The sequence below is a fragment of the Anabaena sp. CCY 9613 genome (assembly GCF_963920895.1).
Lineage (GTDB): Bacteria > Cyanobacteriota > Cyanobacteriia > Cyanobacteriales > Nostocaceae > Cyanocohniella.
Genome location: NZ_CAWUDE010000005.1, coordinates 266,151 through 293,079 on the forward strand (window position 1 = coordinate 266,151; position 26,929 = coordinate 293,079).

At 41.4% G+C, this 26,929-nt stretch carries 20 protein-coding genes and 1 pseudogene; 4 read left to right on the forward strand and 17 right to left on the reverse strand.

The features are described 5' to 3' along the window. Positions 1 to 4: 4 nt before the first annotated feature. Entirely contained in the window at positions 5 to 1,090 is a 1,086-nt protein-coding gene (locus ACM0OT_RS08460) for a CobW family GTP-binding protein (RefSeq protein ID WP_414563923.1), read from the reverse strand. 195 nt (positions 1,091 to 1,285) lie between these two features. On the opposite strand from ACM0OT_RS08460, the gene cysS reads away from it, so the two are divergent. From cysS to ACM0OT_RS08475, 3 genes are all read left to right on the forward strand, one after another. Continuing rightward, positions 1,286 to 2,722: a cysteine--tRNA ligase gene (cysS, locus tag ACM0OT_RS08465; RefSeq protein WP_414563924.1), complete on the forward strand. Its 1,437-nt coding sequence runs from the start codon at positions 1,286 to 1,288 to the stop codon at positions 2,720 to 2,722. A 298-nt stretch (positions 2,723 to 3,020) separates the two neighbouring features. Then, entirely contained in the window at positions 3,021 to 4,745 is a 1,725-nt protein-coding gene (locus tag ACM0OT_RS08470; protein ID WP_414563925.1) for an ABC1 kinase family protein, read from the forward strand. A 76-nt stretch (positions 4,746 to 4,821) separates the two neighbouring features. Further along, positions 4,822 to 5,190 carry a hypothetical protein gene (locus tag ACM0OT_RS08475; protein WP_414563926.1) on the forward strand — a complete coding sequence of 123 codons (369 nt, stop codon included), beginning with the start codon at positions 4,822 to 4,824 and terminating at the stop codon, positions 5,188 to 5,190. A gap of 63 nt (positions 5,191 to 5,253) precedes the next feature. Here ACM0OT_RS08475 and ACM0OT_RS08480 read toward each other — a convergent pair whose 3' ends face one another. The 8 genes and pseudogenes from ACM0OT_RS08480 to ACM0OT_RS08515 all read right to left on the reverse strand — a co-directional run bounded on the left by ACM0OT_RS08480 (position 5,254) and on the right by ACM0OT_RS08515 (position 12,246). After that, complete coding sequence (locus ACM0OT_RS08480) at positions 5,254 to 5,580, reverse strand: hypothetical protein (protein WP_414563927.1); 327 nt, start codon at positions 5,578 to 5,580, stop codon at positions 5,254 to 5,256. 187 nt (positions 5,581 to 5,767) lie between these two features. After that, complete coding sequence (locus ACM0OT_RS08485) at positions 5,768 to 7,969, reverse strand: xanthine dehydrogenase family protein molybdopterin-binding subunit (RefSeq protein ID WP_414563928.1); 2,202 nt, start codon at positions 7,967 to 7,969, stop codon at positions 5,768 to 5,770. Beyond that, entirely contained in the window at positions 7,966 to 8,946 is a 981-nt protein-coding gene (locus tag ACM0OT_RS08490; protein ID WP_414563929.1) for an FAD binding domain-containing protein, read from the reverse strand. Before ACM0OT_RS08490 ends, ACM0OT_RS08485 begins: the two co-directional genes overlap by 4 nt. Further along, on the reverse strand, positions 8,933 to 9,472 hold the full coding sequence (locus ACM0OT_RS08495) for a (2Fe-2S)-binding protein (RefSeq protein WP_414563930.1): 540 nt from the start codon (positions 9,470 to 9,472) through the stop codon (positions 8,933 to 8,935). Before ACM0OT_RS08495 ends, ACM0OT_RS08490 begins: the two co-directional genes overlap by 14 nt. 72 nt (positions 9,473 to 9,544) lie before the next feature. Further along, a pseudogene (locus tag ACM0OT_RS08500) lies at positions 9,545 to 9,691 on the reverse strand (selenium-binding protein SBP56-related protein); the annotation flags it as partial. Between the two features lie 120 nt (positions 9,692 to 9,811). Next, a complete protein-coding gene (locus tag ACM0OT_RS08505) occupies positions 9,812 to 10,411 on the reverse strand; it encodes a gamma-glutamylcyclotransferase (RefSeq protein ID WP_414563931.1) in 600 nt (199 codons plus the stop codon). A 16-nt stretch (positions 10,412 to 10,427) separates the two neighbouring features. Next, positions 10,428 to 11,375, reverse strand: a complete 948-nt coding sequence (locus tag ACM0OT_RS08510) for a hypothetical protein (protein ID WP_414563932.1) — start codon at positions 11,373 to 11,375, stop codon at positions 10,428 to 10,430. A gap of 364 nt (positions 11,376 to 11,739) precedes the next feature. After that, entirely contained in the window at positions 11,740 to 12,246 is a 507-nt protein-coding gene (locus tag ACM0OT_RS08515) for a hypothetical protein (protein ID WP_414563933.1), read from the reverse strand. A 498-nt stretch (positions 12,247 to 12,744) separates the two neighbouring features. On the opposite strand from ACM0OT_RS08515, the gene ACM0OT_RS08520 reads away from it, so the two are divergent. After that, positions 12,745 to 13,995 (forward strand): glycoside hydrolase family 10 protein, encoded by a 1,251-nt coding sequence (locus ACM0OT_RS08520; RefSeq protein ID WP_414563934.1) that lies wholly within the window; start codon positions 12,745 to 12,747, stop codon positions 13,993 to 13,995. A 148-nt stretch (positions 13,996 to 14,143) separates the two neighbouring features. Here ACM0OT_RS08520 and ACM0OT_RS08525 read toward each other — a convergent pair whose 3' ends face one another. The 8 genes from ACM0OT_RS08525 to ACM0OT_RS08560 all read right to left on the reverse strand — a co-directional run bounded on the left by ACM0OT_RS08525 (position 14,144) and on the right by ACM0OT_RS08560 (position 26,699). Then, the gene (locus tag ACM0OT_RS08525) at positions 14,144 to 15,631 is read right to left on the reverse strand and encodes a site-2 protease family protein (protein ID WP_414563935.1); all 1,488 of its coding nucleotides are present in this window, start codon (positions 15,629 to 15,631) and stop codon (positions 14,144 to 14,146) included. Between the two features lie 201 nt (positions 15,632 to 15,832). Then, positions 15,833 to 19,027, reverse strand: a complete 3,195-nt coding sequence (locus tag ACM0OT_RS08530; protein WP_414563936.1) for an RNaseH domain-containing protein — start codon at positions 19,025 to 19,027, stop codon at positions 15,833 to 15,835. A gap of 2 nt (positions 19,028 to 19,029) precedes the next feature. Continuing rightward, a complete protein-coding gene (locus ACM0OT_RS08535) occupies positions 19,030 to 22,455 on the reverse strand; it encodes a hypothetical protein (RefSeq protein WP_414563937.1) in 3,426 nt (1,141 codons plus the stop codon). Continuing rightward, positions 22,439 to 23,959, reverse strand: coding sequence for a hypothetical protein (locus ACM0OT_RS08540; RefSeq protein WP_414563938.1), 1,521 nt, complete (start codon positions 23,957 to 23,959; stop codon positions 22,439 to 22,441). The genes ACM0OT_RS08535 and ACM0OT_RS08540 overlap by 17 nt, the downstream gene beginning before the upstream one ends. 147 nt (positions 23,960 to 24,106) lie before the next feature. Further along, complete coding sequence (gene coaBC / locus ACM0OT_RS08545; RefSeq protein WP_414563939.1) at positions 24,107 to 25,342, reverse strand: bifunctional phosphopantothenoylcysteine decarboxylase/phosphopantothenate--cysteine ligase CoaBC; 1,236 nt, start codon at positions 25,340 to 25,342, stop codon at positions 24,107 to 24,109. 68 nt (positions 25,343 to 25,410) lie between these two features. Beyond that, a complete protein-coding gene (locus tag ACM0OT_RS08550; RefSeq protein ID WP_414544863.1) occupies positions 25,411 to 25,623 on the reverse strand; it encodes a DUF2555 domain-containing protein in 213 nt (70 codons plus the stop codon). A gap of 154 nt (positions 25,624 to 25,777) precedes the next feature. Beyond that, positions 25,778 to 26,398: an alpha/beta hydrolase gene (locus tag ACM0OT_RS08555; RefSeq protein ID WP_414563967.1), complete on the reverse strand. Its 621-nt coding sequence runs from the start codon at positions 26,396 to 26,398 to the stop codon at positions 25,778 to 25,780. A 142-nt stretch (positions 26,399 to 26,540) separates the two neighbouring features. Then, entirely contained in the window at positions 26,541 to 26,699 is a 159-nt protein-coding gene (locus ACM0OT_RS08560; RefSeq protein ID WP_414563940.1) for a hypothetical protein, read from the reverse strand. Positions 26,700 to 26,929: the final 230 nt, after the last annotated feature.

Consider the following 26,929-nt stretch of genomic DNA (forward strand, 5'->3'; position numbering starts at 1 on the left):
ATGGCTATTTACCAAAGCCTTGACCTTTGCTAGTAGAAGGAAGACAAATACAGTTTTCTAGCTGCGTGAGAATAGTTTCACGATCCAAATTTTGCCCGATTAGCACTAATTGGTTTTTGGGTTCGCCTTTCCATTCTTCATCATCTAGGGTGAAGCGTTTACCGCAAAGGTGGAAAATATGACGCTTGGGACTTTCATCAAACCAGATTATCCCCTTGGCTCGGAAAATAGTTGAGGGTAATTGATTATCTAAGAAATATTGGAATTTCCTGATAGCCAAAGGCTTATCACTTTGAAAAGAGATAGATGTAAAACCGTCATTTTCTAAATGGTGAGAATGATCATGGTGGTCATGATCGTGATGATCATGTTCACATTGGGAATGATCGTGATCATGGTGTTCATGGTCATGATCGTGTTGATGTTCACTCTCAAAATACTTGTCAGATTCAAACAGACCGACACTGAGAATTAAAGGAAGTGGCACTTGCGATCGCTTGGTGCGGATTATCCTCGCACCTTCTTTGACTTCATTAATTTTGCTTTCTAATTCATCGAGTGCAGATGGCTCAACTAAGTCTGTTTTGTTGAGAATAATTACATCCCCATAGGCAATTTGACTATATGCCGCCTGGGAGTTAAATAAATCTAAGCTGTAGTTGGCTGCATCAACTACGGTAATTATGGAATCAAGACGAGTTAAATCTCGTAATTCTGTACCAAGAAATGTTAAAGCAACTGGTAACGGGTCTGCAAGTCCAGTTGTTTCTACAACCAAATAATCTAAATTTTCTTGGCGTTCTAAAACTTTATAAACGGCATCTACTAAATCATTATTAATTGTGCAGCAAATACAACCGTTATTTAACTCCACCATGTTTTCGTCGGTGGAAACAATTAACTCGTTGTCAATGCCAATTTCGCCAAATTCATTGACTAAAACGGCAGTTTTTAAACCCTGTTGATTGCTGAGAATATGATTCAATAAAGTTGTCTTGCCACTACCAAGAAAACCAGTAATAATTGTGACTGGCATTCCTTGTTTGGGTGCATCCATCGCTGATGATTCGGAAGAAACTACTGATTGCATGGCGCTGGTAACAAAAAAATAGCAAATATGAATGTGGTGCAGAGAGTCCAGAAAACACTAGCACCGATATCCGGAATTAGTGTGGGAAGATAAATGGTTTATTTCTGCCCTGTCGTACTAGCATAGGGATGCTGGACTTTTTTCAGCTGCTTTCTCCTATTATTACGTATCTCTAATTCCATAATTACTCTAGTTATGACCCTGACTGTTTACAATACTCTCACCCGTCGTCAAGAACCATTTGCCACCGTAGAACCAGGTAAGGTAAAGATGTACTACTGCGGCGTGACGGTGTACGATTACTGTCATTTGGGTCATGCCCGAGCTTGTATTGTTTGGGATGTAGTCAGGCGTTATCTCCAGTTTATCGGCTATGAGGTGCGCTATATCCAAAATTTTACCGATATTGATGACAAAATTCTCAAGCGATCGCGCGAAGAACATTCGTCAATGGAAGCGGTGGCTGAACGCTATATCCAGGCTTATTTTGAGGATATGGCACGGCTGGGAGTTAAAGAAGCCGATGAGTATCCCCGTGCTACCCACACAATGAATGGCATTCAGCGGTTAATTCATGAGTTGGAAAATAAAGGTTTTGCTTACCCGGCCGATGGTGATGTTTATTACGCTGTCCGCAAATTTGATGAGTATGGCAAGCTATCTGGACGCAAGTTAGATGATATGCAAGCAGGCGCTAGCGATCGCGTGCAGATAGAAAATCCAGAATATCAAAAAAAGAAAGACCCCTTTGATTTTGCTTTGTGGAAAGCGGCGAAACCAGGAGAACCAGCTTGGAAATCACCGTGGGGCGCAGGTCGTCCGGGATGGCATATTGAATGCTCGGCAATGGTGCGCGATCGCTTGGGTGAGACAATAGATATTCATGCTGGTGGTGCTGACTTAATTTTCCCTCATCATGAAAACGAAATTGCCCAATCAGAAGCAGTTACAGGTAAACCCCTAGCTACTTACTGGCTGCATAACGGCATGGTAAAAGTTGATGGGGAAAAAATGTCCAAATCTTTGGGCAACTTTACCACCATTCGGGATTTACTCAATCGAGGCGTAGAGCCAATGGCTGTGAGGTTATTTGTCCTCATGGCCCAATATCGTAAACCCATTGATTTTACTGAAGAAGCCATTGCCGCAGCTACCAACGGCTGGCATACCCTCAAAGAAGGTTTATTGTTTGGCTATCAATTGGGGGCTGGGGAACCAGAATCTGGGGAGTGTTTAACTGCTTATGTTGAGCGTTTTCAAGAAGCTGTAAATGATGACTTTAATTTTCCTGGCGGGTTAGCTGTGCTATTTGAGTTAGCTAAGGAACTGCGCCGTGAGGGTAATATTATTGTCCATCAAGGGAAAACCGACACGCCAATGCAGGAGTTACAAACACAGTGGCGAACACTTGTGACTTTGGCAGATGTTTTGGGTTTAGAAGCTAAACCAGAAGCGGTAACTTCTACTGTTGAAGGTTTAAGTGATACCGAAATTGAAGATTTGATTCAACAACGGCAAACAGCCCGTCAAGCCAAGGATTTTGCCGCAAGCGATCGCATCCGGGATCAATTACAAGCACAGGGAATCACCTTAATTGACAGTCGTGATGGTACTCGTTGGCATCGTAATTAATAGCAGAGGCTAAGGTGTATTTTCTCTTGTCGGTGGTCTCAAAAATAGACCCTAGGGCGTGTTTTTTTCCCTTAGCCCCTAATCGCGGAAATAGTTGTACTTTTATAAAGTATAATTAAGAAAAAGATAAAAAAGCCTGGATAGTAAGGTAGGCTCAAACGGCCGAAAATACTCCCCAGAAACATTTTAAGTTTAATAGTTTTTGATAAAACTACTAATATCCTCGACCAGCAACTAGTTTGTGAGTTGAGGAACAAACAACAGTGTAGATTTCTCAGTTGAAGAGGCAAATAAAGGCGTGGGTCAGTATCAACCTGCTCAGCTAAGGCGCTACAATCCAGACGCGATCGCTCGTCATTATCGTTATCGTCCCTGGTTAGCTTGGGGACGAATGCTAAAAATAATTTGGTATTTCGCCGGATTTATTTTGAGTCTCAAGTGGGACGAATGGCAAGACCAAATCGAGCTGAACAAGGGTAAACGTGCCATCCAGTTACGAGAATTGCTTACCAGACTTGGCCCGACTTTTATTAAAGTTGGTCAAGCCCTATCCACTCGGCCGGACTTGGTACGCAAAGATTTCTTAGACGAACTCATTAAGCTGCAAGACCAATTACCAGCTTTTGATAATGCACTGGCTTATCAAATTATCGAAAACGAGTTAGACCGGCCAATTACCGAAGTTTATAGTGAGTTGTCACCAAGTCCAGTTGCCGCAGCTAGCTTGGGTCAAGTTTATCGCGGACGATTACTCAGTGGCGAAGAAGTGGCAGTTAAGGTGCAACGCCCCCACTTACGTCCAGTAATTACACTCGATTTGTATTTGATGCGATGGGCGGCCGGTTGGTTAGCCCCCTTTCTACCCTTGAATCTCGGACACGACTTGACTTTAATTGTGGACGAGTTTGGCATCAAGTTATTTGAAGAAATCGATTACATCAATGAAGGTCGCAATGCGGAAAAATTTGCGACTAATTTTCGGGACGACCCCCAAGTCAAAGTTCCAGTTATTTACTGGCGTTACACCAATACTCGTGTTTTAACTCTGGAATGGATTAACGGCTTCAAGCTGACAGATACCAAAAGTATCACAGCAGCAGGTTTAGATCCAGAAGTGATTATCCAAATTGGTGTAACTTCGGGTTTACAACAGCTATTGGAACATGGTTTCTTCCATGCTGACCCCCATCCAGGAAATTTGTTTGCCATGCCTGATGGCCGAATGGCTTACATTGATTTTGGCATGATGGATCAGTTGGAGGAAAACACCAAAGAAAGTTTGGTTGACGCGCTAGTACACTTGGTTAACAAAGACTACACTGATTTAGCCTCGGATTTTGTCAAATTAGGTTTTCTGACTCCAGATACCAATATTTGTCCCATTGTGCCGGCGTTAGAATCAGTGCTAGGAAATGCCATTGGTAAAAATGTCGGGGAATTTAACTTCAGAACCACCACCGAGGAGTTTTCGGAACTGATGTATGAATATCCGTTCCGAGTTCCCGCCAATTTTGCCTTAATTATTCGCTCTTTGGTAACCCAAGAAGGAATAGCCCTCAGTCTCAACCCTAATTTCAAAATTATAGAAGTAGGTTATCCCTACATAGCACGAAGATTGCTAACTGGGGAATCAACAGAATTACGGCGACGATTACTAAACGTGTTGTTTAAAGATGGTAAATTCCAGTGGCAGCGTTTAGAGAATTTAATTGAGATCGCTCGGACTGATAGCAACTTTGATGTCTTACCCACAGCACGCATGGGATTACAATTTTTGCTGTCTGACGAAGGTAAATTTCTCCGGCGACAGTTGGTATTAGCACTCACCGAAGATGACCGTCTGCATACCGAAGAAGTCCAGCGTCTCTGGGATTTAGTTAAAGATGACATCAAACCGACTCGTCTATTTGACGTAGCCATCGGTATGTTGGCAGAGTTATCTAGAGAAAGTGTAGCTGCTATTATTCCTTATTCTTCGTTCTTCGCTGCCTTTGGCGATGTTCAACCCCACAATAACAAGTAAAAACATCATCTTTTCTGCATGTATTACTTGTATCGGTGACTTTTTATGGAGTTCTCAAGATAAATCCGGAGTTTTCATGTACTATTTTCCTGCCGAACCGCCTTATTTATTGATACTTATTGGTTTTTTAATGGCATTAACTTCAGGGTTCGCTTTATCTGGCACCCTGAAAGTAATGGTGCAGCAATGGTCAACAGATAGTGCCGAAAATTCCCCACCTCCTTCTTTACTCAGACAATTGCTTGTCCCATTTTTAGGGATAACTGCTGGTGTTTGTCTGTTTCTCTCCTCAGGGTTAGAAATATTTGGCTTTCCGTCTGTATTAGCTTTAGGAGTGGGCTTACCATTGAGTCTTTTGACTTGCTTACTTGTGTGGTTACAACTAGGTAGTATGTTAAGTTTTGCCCAACGCCAAGGAATGCGATCGCTAGATTTAGATTCTTAACCCCAACGCAGCAAAAAACACAATTTTTAGGCTCAGTTTGACGCAAAACCAGCAAGACGAAAATTACTCGTTCCCTAAATCTAACTGTACTTGTACTCCATCATTGCTATCCACGGACTGAGCCGGCTGCAAAAAAATCGGATTTCTTGGCAGTGATATGGTTTCACTTAAGCCAAATCTGCCTGAGGGACTTTGTGAATTTTGGACATCGAAAAACTGTTGGAAGTCATCCTGGGCTGTTCTAGTGTCGATTCCTTCTAGAGAATCACCAGTTAATTTATAGTCATCTGGATTGGAATTGCTTATTTCTGATGACTGAGCGCGAACTGGGCTTCCTAAACTTACTAAAGCTACCATAAATGACAAAGCAGCAACGATTTTAGCGTTCATTGGTTTTACCCCAATGCTGTTTTATTAATAGTTATTTTGTCTAGGCAATTGCTCTTGCGGACTTGGTTATTTATATTTATGAACTAAACTTTGCTCGCAATCTTATTTTAGAAAAAAATTAATTGTTAATACACATATCCAGAGATATATCCTGACGCCGAATAGTACTAGGCTACTAATCTGAAATCTAGTAAATCAACTTATCTGGTGTTATTGGTAGATCACGAATGCGCTGACCTGTGGCATGATACACAGCATTGGCGATCGCAGCTGCTACGCCGACTATAGGAAGTTCCCCTAGGCTTTTAGTTCCTAGGGCGTTGACATAAGGATCGGTTTCTTCGATGAATTGCACTTCCATTTTGGGCATGTCGGCGTGAACGGGAATTAGGTAATCGGAAAGATTGGCGCCTACTACTCTCCCGTGATGATTGTCCATAACGGTTTTTTCCATTAGGGCCATGCCAATTCCCCAGGTAATACCACCAACAACTTGACTACGTGCTGTTTTTAAGTTGAGAATTTTGCCGACGCTATACACGCCTACGCAACGTCTAACTTTGATTTCTCCTAATAATTCGTCTACAGCTACTTCGACAAAGATGGCACCAAATGAGTGTTTGGAGTATTTTTTGGTTTCTGGGTTGGGTGCGGTTTCTTCTGTGACTTCTAAGCTGTCTAACCCATGACGAAGCAGAATTTCACTGTAGCTGTCTCTTTGGGCTGGGTCTTTTTTTAAATATATTTGTCCTGATTCGACGCTTATCTCTGCTATTTGAGCATGATAAACAGGGGAATGAATATCGGCCATCGCCATCTGGATAATTCTTTCTCTGGCGGCGTTGGCGGCTTGATGTACGGCTGGGGAAACGCTACCCACTGTCATGGAATTACCTGTCATGGGGGCGTTGGGCAGGTTACTATCACCGAGTTCAAATTTTACCTGGTGGCTGGACACACCTAAAGCTTCAGCCGCAACTTGGGTCATGACTGTATAAGTACCTGTACCTAAGTCTTGAGTACCAGTTTTAACTTCTACTTCTCCATTGGCAAAAACTTCGACTTTCACAGTCGCCTTACTAGAATTACTAGGAAATGTGGCACTTGCCATTCCCCAACCAATAAGGAAATGACCATCAATCATGGAACGCGGTTGAGGATTGCGTAACGACCAACCAAATAGTTCTGAGCCTTGTAGGTAACATTCTTTGAGGGATTTACTTGACCAAGGTAAGTTGGTTTGGGGGTCGATATCAGCATGATTTCGCAGTCGCAGTTCTATCGGGTCAATATTCAATGCTGCGGCGAGTTCGTCCATTGCTGATTCTAGGGCAAACATGCCTGGTGCTTCTCCTGGCGCCCGCATGAAGGTAGGCGTGATGGTGTTAATGCGCCCTAAACGGTATTTAACTTGCAGGTCGGGACAGGCGTACATCATGGTGGTAGGCGCGCCTACAGGTTCCACGAAGTCATCAAACATGGAAGTTAAAGATGTGCCAATGTGATTGATGAATGTGAGTTTGCCGTCTTGGGTTGCACCTAAACTTAGGTGTTGTTCGGTTGCAGATCTATAACCGCAAGATGTGTACATTTGCGATCGCGTTAACACAACTTTAACTGGTCGCTGTACCTGACGAGCTGCCATTGCTGCCAAAATGGTATGAGAACGCAGTAAGGCTTTGCAACCAAATCCACCACCTAAATATTTGGAGATGACACGCACATTTTTCTGGGGAATATTCAAAACTGCGGCGATTGACCGTTGAGTTGCGGAAATACCTTGAGTAGTTTCATATAATGTCAAGCTTTCCCCATCCCACATGGCCACTGTTGCCGAAGGTTCCAGAGGATTATGGTGTTCCATTGGGGTGGTATAAACTTGTTCCACCAAGACATCTGCTTGGGCTTTCCCAGATGCAATATCTCCTCTGGTGATTTTGCCGGGCATAATACCAAAAAATATGGATTCTGGCTCAAACACTTCTGCTTGTGCCATTGTCATGGTGGGTTCTGTTTGTTCGTAGGTAACTTTAATTAAAGAGGCGGCAAATTCAGCTTGTTCTGAGGTTTCCGCAATCACAATTCCCAGATGTTGACCGTTGTAATAAATATTGTCATCTGATTCGGTGGGCAAATTTTCTGGAGTGGGGAAGAAGGGTATTTTGACTAAAGTGGGAGTTTGCTGATAGGTAATAATGTCTACTACACCAGGGGCGGAGGTGGCGGCGGTTGTGTCTATGGCAATAACTTTACCTTTAGCGATCGCACTTTGAAAAATCACTCCATAAGCCAGATTACTTATAGTCACATCGGCAGTATAAGGTGCGTCTCCGGTGACTTTCAACTTACCATCAACCCGATCCAGTGGTTTACCAATAATTTTATTCATGATTTTGTGGCCACAACTGAAAGGGCGCGGACTACAGCCCGTTTAACTAATTCGATTTTGAATTGATTATGTTGTTGCGGCTTGGCGGCTTGCACAACTGCGGTGGCTGCGGCTGTAAATGTAGTTGCATTAATTGGTTGTTCTCTCAGTAAGCTTTCTGCTTCCTCAGCCCGCCAAGGTTTAGGCGCTACTCCCCCCAAAGCTATGCTTGCAGATTTGATCATGTCTTGTTCTATATCTAAAGCGACAGCAACAGAAACCAAAGCAAATTCATAGCTAGCCCTGTCTCTAATTTTCAAATAATGGGATTTTTGAGATGAAACATGGGGAATTTCAATAGCCACAATCATTTCCCCAGGCTGTAAAACAGTTTCTGTTTCTGGTGTTTCACCTGGTAACAGATAAAAATCATCAATGGCAATTCGCCGTTGGGTTTCCACACCTTGAACACAAATTACTGCATTTAATGCCGTCAACGCCACAGCTAAATCAGAAGGATGCACTGCAATACAATGTTCACTCGCCCCAAAGATGGCGTGCATCCGGTTGTAACCTGTAATTGCCGAACAGCCTACACCGGGGGTGCGCTTATTACAAGGAAACACAGGATCACGAAAATAACTACAGCGGACTCGTTGCAACAAATTACCACCCACCGTTGCCATGTTTCGCAATTGAGGTGAAGCGCTTTGTTGTAATGCTTGGCTAATAACTGGATAGCATTCTTGAATTTGGGGATGAAAAGCGACATCACTTAGCCGACAAACTGCACCAATGCGGATACTATTTGCTGAAAATTCAATTTCTGCTAATGGTAAAGAGTTAATATCAACTAACTTATTGGCTGCTGCTATCCCATCTTTCATTAATCCCAATAAATCCGTACCTCCGCCGATAAATACAGCATTTTTATCCTGATCAACACAGGCGATCGCACTTTCTTTGGAGGTAGCTTTGGCATAACTAAATGGCTGCATTTTTCATACCCTCTAGCACATCACAAATCGCTGCCATAATATTAGGATATGCCCCACAACGGCACAGATTACCACTCATCTTTTCTTTTATTTCTGCTTCAGATTTTGGTGGTTCTTCTAATATCATTCCTAGGGCAGATACAATTTGACCTGAAGTGCAGTATCCACATTGAAAAGCATCATGGGTAATAAAAGCTGTTTGCAAAGCGTGAAGTTCACCATCTGTTGCCAAACCTTCTATGGTGGTAATCAAGGCATCGGTATGCATGATAGCTAAAGTCATACAAGAGTTAATCCGTCGATGATCAACCAAGACAGTACAAGCTCCACATTCGCCGCGATCGCAAGCTTTTTTCGTACCCATTAACCCTAGTTTTTCCCGCAATGCATCGAGTAAAGTGATGCGAGGTTCTATTTTCAAGGAATAAGAAATATTATTGACATTCAAAAATATATCAATTTCATCTGGCCCAAATATTTGCACTTCTTTATTTGCAGGTGTTGGTGTTAAAGAATTTTCTACCATTTTTTAATTGTAAATCCTGCTAATTATATATATTATCTCTCGTGAGGCTGATGCCAATGCCAAACATTACTTGGGATCAACGTCTACAGTGGCCAGGTAATCTGGTTCTTCGATACCTGTACCCGTGTAAAGTGCGATCGCACATAATACTTTTTCTCGTTCCGCCTGAGTAGCGGCTTCCGGCGAAGCATAACCAAGCCCGCAGCAAGCATGAGTCATGGTCTTGACTCCTTTAAGAAGTTGTAAAAATATATTTAATTACTTTGAATTGTGGCATGTTAGGCGATCGCCGGCCATGTCTTGAGAGGGATATCTTTACACTTTCTTTGTAATTGTTTACTAAGCAGATTGCCTGGTTGCCTGTTTTTGATAATTCTGTTGCAATTGATACATATGATTAAATAAATGCCAGCAATATTCCTCTGGTAGTCCACAGGTAACAGCACCGCGCAGTACAACGTTAAAGTACCAATCATTGGGTGCCATTTCTTCTATAAGCTTATTAACAACTACATAAGTGCGCGCATTTATATATACCTGATGCTGACAGTGAATTTCCACTGTTTCATGACGATATAAACTTTGGGATACACCTTCGCGGATATCTAAATATTCACTTAAACGCCAGGGTAAGTGATAAAGTACACCTTTAACGCTGGCTTGGGAATCTTTGACTACATCCAAAACCCCACATTTGCGAGTCGGAGAATAAGAATAAAACCCCAGTCGATAACCCTTTAAAATTCCCGGGCCAATGATGTAAGGATGGGTGTTTTCACCAAGCGATCGCTTTAAATCCACTGGACACATACAAGAGCCATAAGCAAAATAATAAAACATCGGCTCTTTTTGTCGCTGTTGTTGCAGTTTTAACTCTGATTTGGCAGGATTATGAGATTGCACCCAACTGTGGTGTGAGTATCGACTTTGGTTACTCATCTATCCTTGGAAGTAATTATATATTCGTATAAATTAATTTTTGGTCAGCAGCACGAACAATTACCTGCCAACCTGGAACCAAAGCAGCAAGACATAATTCATTGATATTTCCCAATTCCAAACAGCCATCTCTCCAAGTTTGTTGTTGAGCTTGCATAATACTGAGGCGGGAAATTGGCTGTTGCAAATGTCTGGAGGCTGCTTGCAAAACAGCATTTCTGACATTTTGGGGCAGTTGTTGTCCAGTAATTTCACTAGCCTGTTCATTTAGCCTAATGGCAGAACCTGTGTGATTGGTGTGATAAACCAAGGTTTGATCAACAGCGCCGACAATTACGCGCCAACCACCTACTAGAGCCTCACTACAGTTCTCATCAGCACCAGGTAAATCCAGACAGCCATTAGTCCAAGTTTGCTGTTGAGATTGCATAATATTGAGGCGGGCAATTGGCTGTTGCAAACGCTTAGAGGCTGCTTGTAAAACCGCATTTCTTACAGATGGCGGTAGATTGGCTGATGGATTCGTGGGAGCATTTGCCGTAGCTAACCTTAAAGAACGTCCGTTGTTATTGGTATGATAAGTCCAGTTTTGTTTACCATTAGTTACCACAACCCGCCAACCAGGAACTAAAGCTTGGGTACAGAGTTCATTGGGTTGAGGCAGTTCCAAACAACCATTACGCCAAGTTTGTTGACTATAATCACTAATTTTCAGTTCTCTGATGGAAATTCTTTGTCTGCGGGCTAAATCTCGCCGTACCGCGTTAGCTACTGGACGTGGTAAGCGGTTTGATTGGCGGTTTGCTACAAGGTTACTGATTTCTGGTGTTAATTTTACAGAATTAGCAGTGGCGTTTTTCATCAGTGTTAACCCACTACCAACAGACAACACACCTGTTAAAAATAAAGCGGTGATAATTCGGGTTTGATTTGTGGAAGGATATTTTTTTAGTTTAATCTTCATAATGTAATAACAATACTTAGTAGGGATGTACGTACAATCTTGACGTTTTTCAACGCAAAGTTACCTAAGGTAAAAACCAAGGTACACAGAGTGTTGCTAAATTTAATTTGCTACCAACTAATAAAATGCTGTATTAGTCCGGATCAAAAGTATGAAAAACTAAGATTTAGCAATTAAACACAAAATAGTAATCAGTCCCACAACTGAAATGTGGGGAATATATGAATTATCTATCTTCTGTTATTGATGTAATACTAGACTCTAGTATACTGAGAGTTTGTTCCTAAATTTTTATAGTAAATTTATATATAGCGAATTGGAAAGTCCACGTCATCCGAATTGGCATTACTTGGGTAAATTAAAATTAAACTTCTGAGGCGGTGAATGCTGAATTTGGCGTTGCTTGATGTTCATAGTTATCAAATCTAATAGTACTAGCTGCCCAGTTCTTCAAATCAGGTGCTAGCCAAACTAGCTTACCCAGGATGTCATCATTAACCCATAGCACTAGGGGAAAGTGTAGGTTTTTGCGAAACTCATCGCGCATGAGATTAGTGCTGATAATTAGTTGATTAATTTCTACCACAGACTCTAAACCTTTCACCATTAAAGCTTCGGGTTGATTTGTCCCGATTGTATCGGCAATTGTTGTATAGAGTTTCTCCGCCGTAGGTGAAATGACAATCTCTTGGATATCTACAGATGACAATTCCTGTAATAAATTCAATATTTGTGGCTGTGCTTTTACAGAGTTACAACAGGCTAATATCAAAGAAAATTGACCAGTGGCCAGCATAATCGCCCTTACAAGCCTCTGGACAGATGCTGTTATATTTGCTAAATTGTCTTCTGAATTATTTAAGCTTTTCATTATAATTCCTGTACTTGCAGCAAAAAATAGTACAGACTGATATACAAATGACTTCTGTTATCAGTGATATACGATTAAATTGACACTCTCACCGCTAATTGCTTTCCTTCGGAACGCTCCGCGAACGCAATGTAGCGGGAGATTCTTGCTTCTCAGAAACACGCTTTTTGGCACAAGTACCAACGAGTCTTACTGATTCTCCACAAGCTTGAATTTCTGTGTGTCCCACAGTATTTGATAGGAAAATTATTCTTCTCTAGTACTTAGCATAATCTTAAATATAAGCTAGTGGCTAGGTTTAAGATTTATTGATTCATATGTATAAATGTATCAAGCTTCTTGTAAAAAGAATAACTATGTAGTGGCAGTAATTTGGAGACAAAAAGAGAATAAATTGCTGGCAAAAATTTAGTAACTGTCTTGACTAGTAGGTAACAACGCAACTTCTATCCCCATATACTAGTCATGATTAACGTTTTATGCTTTCTCCAGCAAGTTATGAAAAAATTTGTCAAGTGGTGTGTGGAGTTAATTGGGGGAAAAATCCTTCCTGGTAAAAAACAGGCTTTGTTTGCCGTGATAGTTTCCTTGAGCATGATAGCTACAGTGATGCTATCCCTGCCTTTGAACGCTCAAACTAGACCTACGCCACCGCCTAACTCAGAGTTAAGGGGAGTGTGGTTAACCAATATTGATAGTAATGTACTATTTGAACGCGATCGCCTGAAGAATGCTTTACAACGCCTGAATGAACTTAACTTCAACACCGTTTATCCTGTGGTGTGGAATTGGGGATATACGCTCTATCCTAGTAGAGTAGCAGCCAGAGTAATTGGGCGATCGCTTGATCCTGAACCTGGACTGCAAGGGCGAGATATGCTCAAAGAAGTGGTCACAGAGGGACATCAAAAAGGATTAAAAGTAATTCCCTGGTTTGAATTTGGCTTCATGGCCCCAGCTGATTCCCTCTTAGCGAAAAATCGTCCCCAATGGCTTACCAGTCGCAGCGACGGTACTAAAATTGTCAAAGAAGGTATACATGAGCGGGTGTGGTTAAATCCTTTTAATCCAGAAGTCCAAAAATTCATTCAAGATTTAGTCGTGGAAATCGTCAGAAACTACGATATTGACGGCATTCAATTTGATGATCATTTCGGCTTACCGTCAGAATTAGGCTACGATCCCTACACAGTAGCTCTATACAAAAAAGAACACCGTGGTCAAGCCCCCTCCAAAGACCCAAAAAATCCCGAATGGGTGAGATGGAGAGCTAACAAAATTACCGACTTCATGAAGCGGACATTTACAGCCATCAAAGCCAGTAAAAAAAATTGCATTGTTTCAGTTGCTCCTAATCCCCAGCGTTTCTCCTACGAATATTATTTAGCAGACTGGCAACGCTGGGAACGCATGGGAATTGTCGAAGACTTGGTATTGCAGATATATCGGGATGACTTAAAAGTATTCACTCAAGAATTAGAGTATCCCGAAGTCAAAGCCGCCCGTAGCCATATTCCTGTAAGTATCGGCATATTATCTGGCTTAAAGAACAGATCAGTACCCATAGAACAGATTAAAACCCAAGTACAAGCAGCGCGCGATCGCAATTTTGCTGGAGTCTCCTTCTTCTTTTATGAAACCCTCTGGAATCTAAGCCGAGAACAGCCCCAAGCGCGTCAAAACGGATTCCAGAGATTATTTCCCACACCAACCGCTTATCCGAATTTGCTCGCAGGTTGGAAACCGTAGGGTAGGGACTGGGGACAAATCAATTCAAAAGTCCCCAATCACTCCTGTGCGAGACGCTCCGCAGTCAGCGCAGCTCTACCCATCAGGGCTTGACGATAAATTGTATGGCTAGGGATTGGGGAAGTAAAAGCCCCCATGTCCCTAACCCTCATCCTCCAATTCCCAATCTTCCTGCTACACCAGGAGTCAAAGGCAAGAGGGTGGTAATCATTAAGAAGAGAGCCAAAAGACCTAAAGCGGCTCTAGCATCGTCTGGTTCGGTGATTTCATTTAAACTGGGGCGTTCTAAATCCCGTTGTAAAAAGAAAATAACTACTGCCCAGTAAACAGCTAGAGCATTACCCAGAGATACTATCCCTAGTAAAATTAAAGTTGCTATGGTGGCTCTTCCTGCGGTTTTGCGTCCATAAATTGCTTGGACGATACGGCCCCCATCTAATTGTCCGGCTGGCATTAAGTTTAAAGCAGTGATTACCAAACCCAGCCAACCAATCACCACCAAGGGATGGACACTCACTACGGGTGATTGTAAAGCCGAACCCAAGACAACCCGCGCCAAGCTACCTACTAAGATTGAGCCTTGAAAAAACTGATTGGGTAATTGAAATAAACTACCAGGGTGGGAAAGCAGTAAACCGGTGATTAACATTAACAAAGAAACGATTCCGCCAGCAGCAGGCCCCGCTAAAGCAATGTCAAATAGTACCTTACGGTTAGGTAACAGAGACTCAAAGCGAGTAATGGCGCCAAAAGAGCCGATTTGCACAGCCGGCAAAAAGAACGGCCAGCTAAGGCGGACTTGGTGACGACGGGCGAGTACCCAATGACCAATTTCATGAGCTGCCAAAGTCGCAAATATCCCCACACCTATAGGTAAAGCTGCTGCAACCTTTTCTGGGTCAGCAAATAAATCAAAATTCAGCAGTAATCCCGCAGTTTCTAGACTGGTGGCGATAGTTGCAATCAACAAAATCACTGCAAAGGATTTTTGCGATAACGTCATGGGACGGGGATCATTACGGCTAGGTAGAACAATCACCACAGGTTTCGTATCTGTGTTTTCTACCAAAAATAGTCGATATTGCTCACCCAAGCGTTCCTGTAAACTTGCAGTCAGTCGATTATGAACTTCTTCTGGTTCTCCCCGCAGATTTCCCTTAAAAATAGCTCCATCTTGGTAAGAAATAGTTTCTGTGGCAAAAAATGTGTCAATACCGAAAATACTTTTAATGGCGCTTAAATCTTCATCAGGGATGCGTAGTGGTTCAATTTTTAATTCCTCAAGCACTACTTGCGGATTATTTTCTGCTTCCTGTGCAGAACTAGCGGCTAATCTTTCGGTTGCCCGTTGCTTAAGTATGGCATCTTGCCCAGCGGTGCGTAACTGTCTGCCTAAATAAACATACACACCAGCAGAAACTACCACCAAAATCAAGATACCAACTATGTTAATGTAAATTCCTGCGGCAAACAAACCAAAGAATAACAGCCAGGGAGTCATCAATACCACCGACTGCAACCAGGCTAAGATTCCCAGTTTCCCAAAAGGTCTAGCGCGATAAAAGCCCCAACCTAAAATACCCAAAGCAATTAGTAAAATTGTCCCAATGATGGGAGTCTCTGACGAAGTAAACATTTCTAAACCCTTCGCTGTGAAATACCAAGCCCAAATTAGTCAGGTGTTACAGATATATTTATTAATGTATAACGCCATCTGTAGTCTGCCCAAATAATGCAGCTTGACAATTTGATGATCGCACTTTGGTTAGGATATGAAATCCTAAAGTTGTGGGGTTGTGGATTTCTTGGGAAGCTTGTTGTTTAGTGGTGAGACATTTTAGTCTGATTCAGTTTCCTCATCCTCAATAGTAAAATCGCTGATATAGTCACGCACAACTCGCTCAAAAAATAAGGGAGCAGGTAAAGCAGTCCAATCGCTGTAATGACCAAAGCCGTAGCGCAGTGACTCTACAAGAGCTGCTAAATCATCAGCGTTATCTTCTGGTTGACGTAAGGTAACAACAATCTCCAGGGGGTTGGGAGTAGGCCAGCGACCAGTAAAAGGAGCTTTTTTAGTGAGTTGATGTACCTTTAACCCAGCTTTGTTACAAATTTGTTTTTTAGAATCATCCGTTTTTTTAACTAAAGTGTCGGTTGAGCGATAGCAACTTTGTCCACGAGTATATTGATGTGGTAATTCACGCGCCACAGATAGATAAGCTACGCATCCAGTTTGCTTAGTTGCACTGAGTCGGAATAACCCTTTTGCACTAGATGCTGAGGGAATTTCTAGCGCAGATGGCAGGTTTTTTAGTTCCTCTTTAGTTCTGGTATCTTCTACAGAGGTTTCTATTAAGTGTCTGGCTTTTTTCTCAATAAAACCAGGGGCAAATCCTTGGCGTATACGAATTATACGTGCGCCTTGCCAGTCAACCTCCATATTTTCATGCTCCTGACCAAGGTTAATTTGTTTAACATTAATTCTGCTATCAGCTAACCAAGACCATAGTTGAACGCAGTTGGTATAATCAATCATCACTAACGGTTGCTTACCTGCTTCCACAGATTCAGAAATAATCTGTTTCACAAATTCCATGAATCGAGTCTGGCACACCTTTTTATCATTACCTAGCTTAATGGGAGTAAGTTGAGAAATAAAAGCTCGTGCATTAGCAAAACTTTCCCACGGACTGGTTTCTAAACTGTTTCCTTTTTCATAAGCACAGCGAAATTCACATTTTCCCGTATCTACATTGAGGCGCATTGCTATGGGTAAAAATGTATTTTCAATTTTGCCACGAACGCGACCTTTTTGTTTTCGTTCGATTGTAACTGAAATAATTTCTTTTGGTCTAGCCTCTGGTGAAATATTTTGCAGATACTTATCAACTTTTTCTTTGATATCATCAATGCGACCAGAATGAGCAAAGAGCAAATCTTTCAATGCTGACTGCATCCGATGGAAAAAGTCTGCAAGTTTAAGACCGTTTGTTTTCCTTTTATTTTCAATGGGTAATAGAAACTGGACACCAAAACCAGCCATTGCTAATGCTTTGCGGGTTGAGGGTTTATTAACCTTATCGTCAGGTTTAACAGTGTTTTGACCATTAGGATTTGGATAAAACTGTCGCGCCATTATTAAGCAGAAAGTTGGCTGATTGAACTTTTTAATCTGTTGTGCAGTAGATTCCCATGCTTTAATTCGCTCATTTGAACGCTCTTTAGCATTTAACTGTTTTCCTGGTAAACCTTCTCTTGGTCCGTGGGTATCTTTTGGCAAGTGATTAATTTCTATTTCAAGCGTTTTTCCCCACAAAAGTTGAGCAACTTTCTGCAACAGTTTTGCTTCCGTTTTTAACTGAGATTCATAAAATATAAATAATAAAGGTCGTTCATTAGGATACAATCGTTGTATTGCTGTTTGGTTTGCTTGAATTAAGGCTTTAAGTTCAGCTGTCTGATTCAATGTGCGTCTTTTGAATTGAAGAGCTTTCCTTCCCCAATCAATCCCTTCTAAACGAATGCTAAAGTATTTATTTAGCAAATCATCAATTTGTTGGTCGTTGAGTTGATCGAGATATTTCGGGGTAAATTCCAAGTTAGCATCTGTTTCTAGAGCTTCCAAAACACCACCAAGCAGTGTAGGAAGATTAATCATGCGTGATGCTGTATCATCTGGTTTATGCTTAGATTTTACTTCTGTGTAATCCTGAAATATTTCGATTCCTAATGGTTGAAGAATTTTAGCGATCGCCTCAAAAGCATCTAATTTATCAATTTCTGGTACACCTGTTTCGATACCATATTTTTCAGAAGTTTCTTCGTCGTCTTCTGAATTATCTTGAAGTCCATTTCGGTAAGTTAGAAGTACCTTACAGCTATTAGTAGAAGCTGAACCTAAAGCAACTTCTTGACCATCACAAGATGACCCCAGATTTAATTTGCTACGCAGTATTTCAAACTCTGTATCTGTTTTCCAAACCCATTTTACTTTTTCTTCTTTGTTAGTTTCGCCATTTTTGCTGTTTTTATCTCGCTCGCATTTGACTTGATAGCTAAAGGCTCTATCATTATGCTCTTGAGAAAAGATGAAACCGCTAATATTATTGCGGTCATATTTAGGAGCCTTTAACTGAGTCAACCAGCGACGTTTAGAAACTTCAATTTGTAATAAAGGTTGATGAAAAGATGGGTAATTAATAATTTTTAAACTTACTACAAAACTAAATTTTCCTTTTGTATCCTCCAAGCTAATCGGATCAGTAATTAGTTCTGCAACACCAGAAGTAAATGTACCATTGCTGAAAATAGTGCGTTTTATCGGCCCTAAACCTGGAAAAATAACTTTTCCAGCAATTTGTCGAGCTACATAATCTGCAAGCATTCGATAAGCATATTTATTGTTTGGGTCTTTTGGTTGAGTTGTACCTGTCTGTTTAGACCAACTCCAAGGTAATACTTGAGATTTGAGTTGAGAAATTTGTAATAACTCTCTCCTTTCGTGCAAATCTTCTAAGCGGTCAATAATGCCTACTGGTATATCTTCTTCTTCAGCAAAAGGTCTGAGATGATTTGTGAACCAATCGTTAATAATTGGGCGAAGTGCTTTATTTATTTCTTCTTCATTGCTACCAGTCAAGTAAACAAAAGGTTCTGGCACAACATCAGCTTTAGCATAATTCCAGTCATACTTGCTAAGACCCACATCCGGTTCAATTCGCGTAGCATCTTCTAATACTACTTGTAGAAAACCTCGCAATGAGGCATAGGGGAGGTTTTTGACATTAGCTCCTTTTTGAATTTCTTTAAAACATTGCAAACCTACTTTTGTCCAACTAAGAGTATAACCCTCTACCATGATTGGAGAAAGATTATCTGGTACGGTAAAAGCTAAAGGAAATTCTTCAATTGATTTGAAGCATTGCTGAATATACAATGTATCTGATACGCAATCACCTTCAGTTTCTTCGTCTTCCTCTTCTGCTAATAAATCTTCTTCCAATTCAGTTTCATCAACAAAGTTATTAGTCATTTTTACATCTCCAGTAATGTTGAAAACTCGTCAAAACCTTCTTCTTCATCCGCCGATTCTTCTAAAGAATGTAATTCATCAGGATAAATTACTCCTTGAATGCGCTGTAAAGGTTCTAGAAATGCGCCATACAGTTCTTGATAAATTTCTCGAATCACGGGGTCTTCATGGTTCACACATTCTTCTAAAATAATTCGCATCTGAACTAGCATACTATCTCGTCCAGAGTCGGGTTTATCTTCTGTTGATTTTTTAGCCCAAGCTGCATCAACAAAGTAAACTGATACTGGGCATCCATTCCGCATCCCTCGACCAATTGTTTGCAGAATAGCTACCATTTGATTAGCCGTAAATGATTTGAATAGTTCAGTCCCCAAACGGCTTGCCATTAAGGGTTCACGTAACAATCTATTGGCAGTTAACCAGAGGTCTTTTCTTGATTGTCGCCAAGCTGTTGTTATGGCATTCAAATCTTCTGTTTCACTAAAAACTCGACTATCAAATTCTTGTGTTGCTCGTCCTGCCAAGCTGTACAAAAGTTGCATATCATTTTTGGTAGAGTGAGGACGAGTGAGGAAGTAAATTGAGCCAATTGCTGCATCTAGTTTCCTGTCCCCTTTGGTGAAAACTATGTTGACACCTCTACCAATTGCCAGCATGGGAAAAATTAAAATATCACAGTTTTCATCATCTCCTAATGCTTCACATTGAGCAGAAGTGATAAAATCCCTTGGTTGTTCCCCTTCTCTCAAGGAGTTAACAACTGCTTTTGTATGCCTACCAATGTCAGGATAATAGTTATTGATGTATTTCTTAATCTGACGAGCTTGGTCATAACTGTTGACAACTAAAGCGGCTTTGCGTCGAATACCAGACTTGACATCAAATTTATCCATAGCTTTATAAATTTCAGATTTAGTAGTTCCTCCTTTAACAAGAGCATCTACCATCAGTTGAAGATTACGTTTCTGCAAATCGGTATCGCCTGCGCCACTGTATAGTAAAGGTTGATCACCCCGTTGGCTATCTGGAAACCATTTGAAACGATAAATGCTTTTTGCTGATGTATGATTTTTTGGCTGACGTGCTTTGAGTAAATAATGTGGCCCGGCGTTAATATGATAGGCTGGACTTGCTTGTAAAAATGATGTAGCTGAGGTAATTAAAATAGCTGGGCTTGCTTGTCCATTATCTGCTTCTAACAACCGATGAAAGCGGTGCATTAACATCCGAGGCGCACCTACAAATGTAATGTAGGATAATTCCATATTTCTCGCAGCAGTGCGCGTTGTTTGTGCTTTGAAAAAACTGTATTGCACACCAGAAAATGAACCTAAAATGCTTTCTGGAATAAATTTTCTTAGTTCTGGTGATGCAGTGGATTCTACAATTGGATCACGAATGAAGCCTTCCGCAACCATTGTTCTTGTTCCTGGTACAATTCGCTGATAACCTAGAATTACGAATGTAACAGTTATCAGTAATTTAATTAAATCCTCAGCTTCGATAGTTAATTGATGCTTGGGAAAACAGAGTTTGAAAAATAATTCAATAATTTCTTGGACAATCGCATCACGTTGTTTAATCAGATTTTCAGCTAAGTAGCGACGAAAATGATTAATGAGAGTCTTCCATTGTTGTTCTAAGGTTTCTTTGTTTATTCCTATATAATGAGGCCAAAAATCTGCTTTAAAATCTTGAGGGTTATTAACACCTGTGCGGTCATAAAAGGCGTTATATGCTGCTTTTTCCCAAAATTCAGCTAACGCTCGACTTCTGGTAACTTCTGTGTTGACCTCTTGTTCATCAATTTCATCTTGTTTAGTAGATTTTTTCAGAATATTCAAGAGTTCGCTAACAATTCGTAATACAGTCAACAATTGATTTTCGTAGCGTTCTTTTACCCGCGACCCTGACATATTATGGATGGTGGTAATCAAAGAGGTATTATGATTACCAAATTCCGCTAAGTCACGACTGTAAAGTTCTATATCCCGATCAAATAGTCGATAGTTTTCACCACGAGCAAAGCGATTATGAATTTGTTCGAGAATGACTCTATGAATTGAGTGTTCTGAGCCAGAAATACTTAAAGTTGCAGCGCCATAATCATCTAAGACTTTCTGCACCATGTCGCCTTCGTCGAAAACCACTAGGTCGAAGGTACGGGCAATTAATTCAAAATATCGGATTTGTTCGTAAGTCGCATGGGGTGATATTTGAGTATCGAGCGATCGCACATGACCAACCCAAATATTAGCATCCAATAAATCTCGCTGTGCTTTGTTACGACCGCACATTGTCCAGAGGGGACACAGGCATTTTTTCATCTTTCCCTGTTTCCCCCCTCCTTGCAATACCTCATTGCAAGGTGCATAACCAAAGCCCCACAAAGACATATCCGCAGTTGAAAAGGCTGGTAGAACGCAGTTCAGTCCAAAAACTTCTGCCTGTTCTAAGGTGTAAGCAAAACCACCATTGTTTCCTGTAGCGGCGATCGCTTCTGCAATATTATCTGCATGGCGACGACGAGTTTCATCACCTTGACCGACAAGCATTCCCACCTTAACTTGATGAAATGCCAAATCAGCCATGTACTGTCTAGCAACTTCAATAGAGGGAAACACAAACATTGCTTTATAATCATGTAGCCCCAACCAGACAGCTATCAATACCAGCAAGGTAGTTTTACCCGACCCTGGTAAACCAATTAAGTGTTTAATATCCTCTAATTCCAGTACATCATCTTCTTTCCGCAGTCCTTTTCCAGCCTCTGAAACCATCAGGTCAAAGCGTTTAAAGCGATCTGCCCAGTTTCCAGGTCGTCGTTCAGGATATTGCTGTTCACGCTCGTCCATTTTACGAGCCAAATCACACAGTTCTTTTAAGGGAATGCGAATCTTTCCTCTTGGTTGGCGATTGAGGGAATGGGTACGATGTGCAGCAATCGGGGCAGATATACGCGGAATGTCTAACTTCACGGAGGTTGAGTCTTCACCTAACGCCACAGCCATTGGCTGACGAGGATCGGCAACTGTAAAACCATAGTTATCGTAGGGTAAAGGGGAACTGAGAATTTGCCGCGCCTTTGTAATTTGCGAATCTTCTAAAGCATCAGTCCTGTGAAACTGAAGCGTTTCAATATCAATTTCATACGTCCCTTGAGTATTGTTCGAGTAATGATAATTGTTATAGAGAGCGATCGCGTGCTTCACTGACTGGTGCGTTACATAAGCCAGTGACATTTGGCGCATATTGAAAATAGCTTGACGAGCTTGTGCAAAGGTAGGTGCATTTAAAATGCTGGCCATACCTGACATGACTACTGGTGCATATTCCAGTGAATTAGTACCGATAAATTCTTCCATAAAGACGCAAAGCCAACAAATTCGCTCTGCACCTTTCCAAAAATCAGGTTTGGTTCGCATAGGGCATCTTCTTTAAAAACTCAATGACGGCGGAAACTGACATAATCTCTAAACTGGCCGCATCACCTTTTTTATCAAGTGTTGATTTGAGGGTAGAGATGTAACTTGAATTATCCTCAATTAAGCGATCGCTCACAGCCAAAATCCGACGACGATAATAAATCAGACCGCCAATACTACGATTGAGCCGCAAAGCTAAAGTCACCGGACTTGTGTAAGACTTAGCATCAATGCCAATAGCTTTTTCATTAATCGCTATATCGCATAAATCCGATTCTGGATAAAGTTCAGCATCTAGTCCGTTTTCTCTAGCTGTATCAAATATCTTTAATTCATCAATTGCTGGGCCTGTCCAGTAAGTAAGAATTTGCGGCTTGGCAATTCGTAAAATATCTTTGTCGGGATCTAGTTTCTCAGATACTTTTGGCAATTCATGACCAATACACTGACGAATAGGACAACGCCCTTGTGCAAAAAGTCTATTGTTAGGGTGAGGTCGCATAAGTGTGCCACAGTGGGCGCAACGGTGTGCTAAACCATCAATTAGCCAAATATCCGGTACTAGGTCGAAAAATCTATCAATGATCATTCCCTGTAAAGGAGTTAAGTCATTGTCAACTAAATAATCAAATAGTTGACGTTGTCCTATTAGGGAATACCTACCCAGCAACTCTCGTAATGCAGTGTAAGCTTTGTGTTGACGACGGCCGCCCAACCTTTGAGTTGCATCGCATAACTCAGTATAAAGCCGATGTTCAATGACATTATTTTCCCCAAAACCGCCACTGAGGTTGGCAATCTCTGCACAGTCTGAGGTAGGAACTCGCAAATCTGGATCAATGATGGTTGCGTTAGCAAAGCGAAAATCTGATTGGCTAAAAATTCCTAACCCCCAACGCTCAGAACCAAGCGGGTAGCGTGCGTTATCCAAAACAGTGTGTACACAAGCCGCGCGATCGCATTGTCCTTCTTCAATATATAAACGACCTAATTTGCACATTGCTTGATAGAGTTCTGGCGGCAATGTACTATCCTCTTGACGAACAATTTGTTGACCCGGTAGCACTCGGTCATATTGGCGAATAATTCCTTGTGCAAACAAAACTACAGCATCTTCTGCCAGATGTATTGCTGGTCTGTGTCCAGTCGGTAACGGTAAAGGAGTTGCAGTAATTGTGGGTAGCCATGTAGGGTCTTGACCTTGAGCCTCTGCCAGAATTTGGATCTCCAAAGTCTCTTCTGAGAAAGACGGTAAAATTTGAGCGATCGCTGCTAGTGTCCAACCCTTCTTTAGTAGTAAAGTTGTTGCCAATCCCTCTAAAATTTGACGAAAGCCAAATTCTCTCCCTTTAGGTTGTGATAAAAGTTGCTTTGCTCTCCATGACCGCACGGTTCGTAAGGCTGGTGGTTCGATTGAAAGTTTAAGGTGTTCAATCTGGCGTTTAAGTTCTTTTGTAAGTACATCCGCAGTTCCCTGCCATTGACGCACGTTTTCAAAGTACATAACTGTAATCAGATATTTTTTACATTAATTACTGTTTACACTAAATGATGTAATTATAGATGTCAATACACCAACACGACGCAAACAGAACTTTTTGTGTCTTGGCGCGCTACTGAAGATTGGAGAACGAGGGATTAGGGAACTTTGTCAAAATAAAACAAAATCAAACAAATGATGCGCCATGTCTAATTTAGAACAAGGTGCAATTTCTATTTGTCGTCCTTGCTTATCTAAAAATATGGCTTGATTATTATCACTGCCAAAACCACTGTCAGGTTTATCAATGGGATTAGCAACAATAATATCTAAGTTCTTATTCTGCAACTTTTCTTTTGCAGGAGTGATAATATCTCCTGTCTGGGCGGCGAACCCGATTAAACTTTGATGGGGTTGTTTGAGTTTTGCTAATTGAGCAATGATATCTGGTACTCGTTCTAGCGGTAAGGTTTGGGGAAGCGATCGCTTGGGTAATTTCTCTGTACTATAATCTCTGGGTTTGACATCTGCTACGGCGGCGGACATGACGATGATATCAGCATGATGTAAATTTGACTGCATTACTTGCTGCATTTCTTCCGCAGTAACCACAGATACAGCTTGCACTCCTAAAGGCACATCCCAGTTAGCTGGGCCATGAACTAACGTCACATTTGCCCCGCGATGCCATGCTGCTTGTGCTAAGGCTAGTCCCATTTTCCCTGTGGAGGGATTACCAATATATCTTACGGGGTCAAGATATTCTTGTGTACCCCCAGCACTAATTAATACACGCTTACCAACTAAATCGCGTTTGCCACGGGTGTGTAACAGTGATTGAATGTAAGTGACAATTTCTGGAGGTTCTGCCATCCTCCCAGCACCGATGCGATCGCAAGCTAATAAACCTGATGCTGTACCCAGTCCATGATATCGGTTATCTGTGAGTAACTGTCGCCAATTTCGCTGTACTGCCGCCTGTTCCCACATATCTGTATTCATGGCTGGTGCTAACAACACAGGACAGGTTGAAGCTAGTACCGTATTTGTCAGCAAATTGTCAGCCATCCCATAAGTGAGCTTGGCTAATGTATTCGCCGTTAAAGGTGCAATAACTAACAAATCTGCCCATTCACCTAACTCGATATGCAGCGGACGTGAGTGAATTGGTTGCCAAAAATCGTCATCTGTGTATGCACAATGACGCGATAAGGTAGCTAAAGTTAAGGGCGTGATAAATTTTTGTGCAGAATGGGTGAGAATTACGCGGATTTCTACACCAGTTTTAAATAGCGTGGAAACTATTTCACAGACTTTGTAAGCGGCGATACCGCCGCCTACACCAATTAGAACCTTATTCAATTTTGGATGTTTAAGATCGGATTTGGGAATTAACGCAGACGGCATTGGCACAGTACAGATCAATATCTCTGATTTTAGCTAGTTAACCCCAATCCAAAATCCAAAATTAATTATTAAGCTTCGTCGTAGGCTTCTAAGTCTAACAGATAGGCATAAGGTTCTACTAACTCCGGACGCTGAAACGCGATCGCTCGCAGTAGATGCCAATCATTTAAACCCTCAAAAGCATTGCTGTAATTATCTAGCTCCAGACGATTAGCCAACTCTTCCACATCTGCTGTAGTCATAGCAGAAATTTCTTTCTGGGAAATGCTTAGAGTTTTCATAATGCTTGCCCCTCCCTTATGCAGAATTCGCACTCAGCACGGGTTAAGTTGCGCTTAACGCACCCACCCAATCTATCTTACTCATTAGAGGACATGTATTTCCTAAAAACTTTCAGGATTTTTCCCAAATTTTGGCAAGAATTTGTACTCCAGACTAAGCAATAGCATTGATTACGAATCTTCGCAGCACTTCTAACATTTGTGGGCTAATTTCGTGTCCTGTGTCAAACTCGTGATATTCTACGGCAACGCCTAGAGATGCTGCGGTTTCTCGTGTTTTTAAAGCAGCTTGCAGTGGTACAACTTCATCGTACCTACCATGCATAATTATTGTTGGTGAAAAATCTCTTTTAGCTGTTGTGACTACATCGGGATGCAAATATCCACTCATCACTACTAATCCAGCTAAAGGCAATTGTAATCCTACATCCAAAGTCATTGCCCCACCTTGAGAAAATCCACTCAAAATCGTGCGCGATAACGGCACTCCTGTAGTACTTTCTAAAGATTGCAGCAAATCCATGAGCATTTGCTTACTTTCTGCTAAACCTTCATACATATTCTCCCTTCTCAGGTCATACCACGCCTTACCTGTAGGCGCATGAGGATGAGGAAAGGGGGCATTGGGAAATATAAACTGGTAATTTGGTAAGTTGAAAAAAGGTAATAAAGATGCTGCATCTTCAGCATTAGCTCCCCAACCATGTAAGCAGACGATTAAACCTGTGGGTGGTTGAGAAGTGGAGGGGGGAACATTAATAATTTGCAGAGACAGAGGTTTACTCCTAAATTTACGCTCTTTGAGTAAATACTAGTTTAGATGATCCCAGTGAGCGTCCCCGCCCTGATATATCGTGAGTTCTATGAACCTCTCACCAAACCCTCTCCGACGCGGAGAGGGGCTTAAATATGCTTAATTACCAACGAAGAATTAAGCTTTTAAAGGCTTCTGTGTACACCGTAGCCTTGCACGCTCTTGCGCTACGCCGACTTGTAGAGTCGCTCTGCTCGGCTTCTCGCAGAGCAGGAACTGGCGTGGTTTCCCCCATGAGCAACTGGCGTTGATTTGACAACATGATTGATATCTCACACCCAATTAGTATTAGAGAATAATTCTTATCTGTATTGCTTTTTGGCAACCTTTTTGATTTAATAGAAACTATTATCAAGTATTTATTGGAATTTTATTCATATTAATTATTGATAATATATGATAAAAAAATGACATAATTCAAGAAACAAGTAAAATAATTAGTTTATGAAAACCACTATTATTTTGCTTATTCTGTAATGTGAAAAACTGGGT

Bases quoted from the DNA above. Each gene is read 5' to 3' on its own strand.
- ACM0OT_RS08480 (WP_414563927.1), bottom strand. From the start codon at position 5,580: ATGAACGCTAAAATCGTTGCTGCTTTGTCATTTATGGTAGCTTTAGTA.
- ACM0OT_RS08490 (WP_414563929.1), bottom strand. From the start codon at position 8,946: ATGCAGCCATTTAGTTATGCCAAAGCTACCTCCAAAGAAAGTGCGATC.
- cysS (WP_414563924.1), top strand. From the start codon at position 1,286: ATGACCCTGACTGTTTACAATACTCTCACCCGTCGTCAAGAACCATTT.
- ACM0OT_RS08530 (WP_414563936.1), bottom strand. From the start codon at position 19,027: ATGACTAATAACTTTGTTGATGAAACTGAATTGGAAGAAGATTTATTA.
- ACM0OT_RS08460 (WP_414563923.1), bottom strand. From the start codon at position 1,090: ATGCAATCAGTAGTTTCTTCCGAATCATCAGCGATGGATGCACCCAAA.
- ACM0OT_RS08505 (WP_414563931.1), bottom strand. From the start codon at position 10,411: ATGAGTAACCAAAGTCGATACTCACACCACAGTTGGGTGCAATCTCAT.
- ACM0OT_RS08510 (WP_414563932.1), bottom strand. From the start codon at position 11,375: ATGAAGATTAAACTAAAAAAATATCCTTCCACAAATCAAACCCGAATT.
- coaBC (WP_414563939.1), bottom strand. From the start codon at position 25,342: ATGCCGTCTGCGTTAATTCCCAAATCCGATCTTAAACATCCAAAATTG.
- ACM0OT_RS08475 (WP_414563926.1), top strand. From the start codon at position 4,822: ATGTACTATTTTCCTGCCGAACCGCCTTATTTATTGATACTTATTGGT.
- ACM0OT_RS08520 (WP_414563934.1), top strand. From the start codon at position 12,745: ATGAAAAAATTTGTCAAGTGGTGTGTGGAGTTAATTGGGGGAAAAATC.
- ACM0OT_RS08535 (WP_414563937.1), bottom strand. From the start codon at position 22,455: ATGCGAACCAAACCTGATTTTTGGAAAGGTGCAGAGCGAATTTGTTGG.
- ACM0OT_RS08485 (WP_414563928.1), bottom strand. From the start codon at position 7,969: ATGAATAAAATTATTGGTAAACCACTGGATCGGGTTGATGGTAAGTTG.
- ACM0OT_RS08495 (WP_414563930.1), bottom strand. From the start codon at position 9,472: ATGGTAGAAAATTCTTTAACACCAACACCTGCAAATAAAGAAGTGCAA.
- ACM0OT_RS08560 (WP_414563940.1), bottom strand. From the start codon at position 26,699: ATGTTGTCAAATCAACGCCAGTTGCTCATGGGGGAAACCACGCCAGTT.
- ACM0OT_RS08540 (WP_414563938.1), bottom strand. From the start codon at position 23,959: ATGTACTTTGAAAACGTGCGTCAATGGCAGGGAACTGCGGATGTACTT.
- ACM0OT_RS08515 (WP_414563933.1), bottom strand. From the start codon at position 12,246: ATGAAAAGCTTAAATAATTCAGAAGACAATTTAGCAAATATAACAGCA.
- ACM0OT_RS08550 (WP_414544863.1), bottom strand. From the start codon at position 25,623: ATGAAAACTCTAAGCATTTCCCAGAAAGAAATTTCTGCTATGACTACA.
- ACM0OT_RS08525 (WP_414563935.1), bottom strand. From the start codon at position 15,631: ATGTTTACTTCGTCAGAGACTCCCATCATTGGGACAATTTTACTAATT.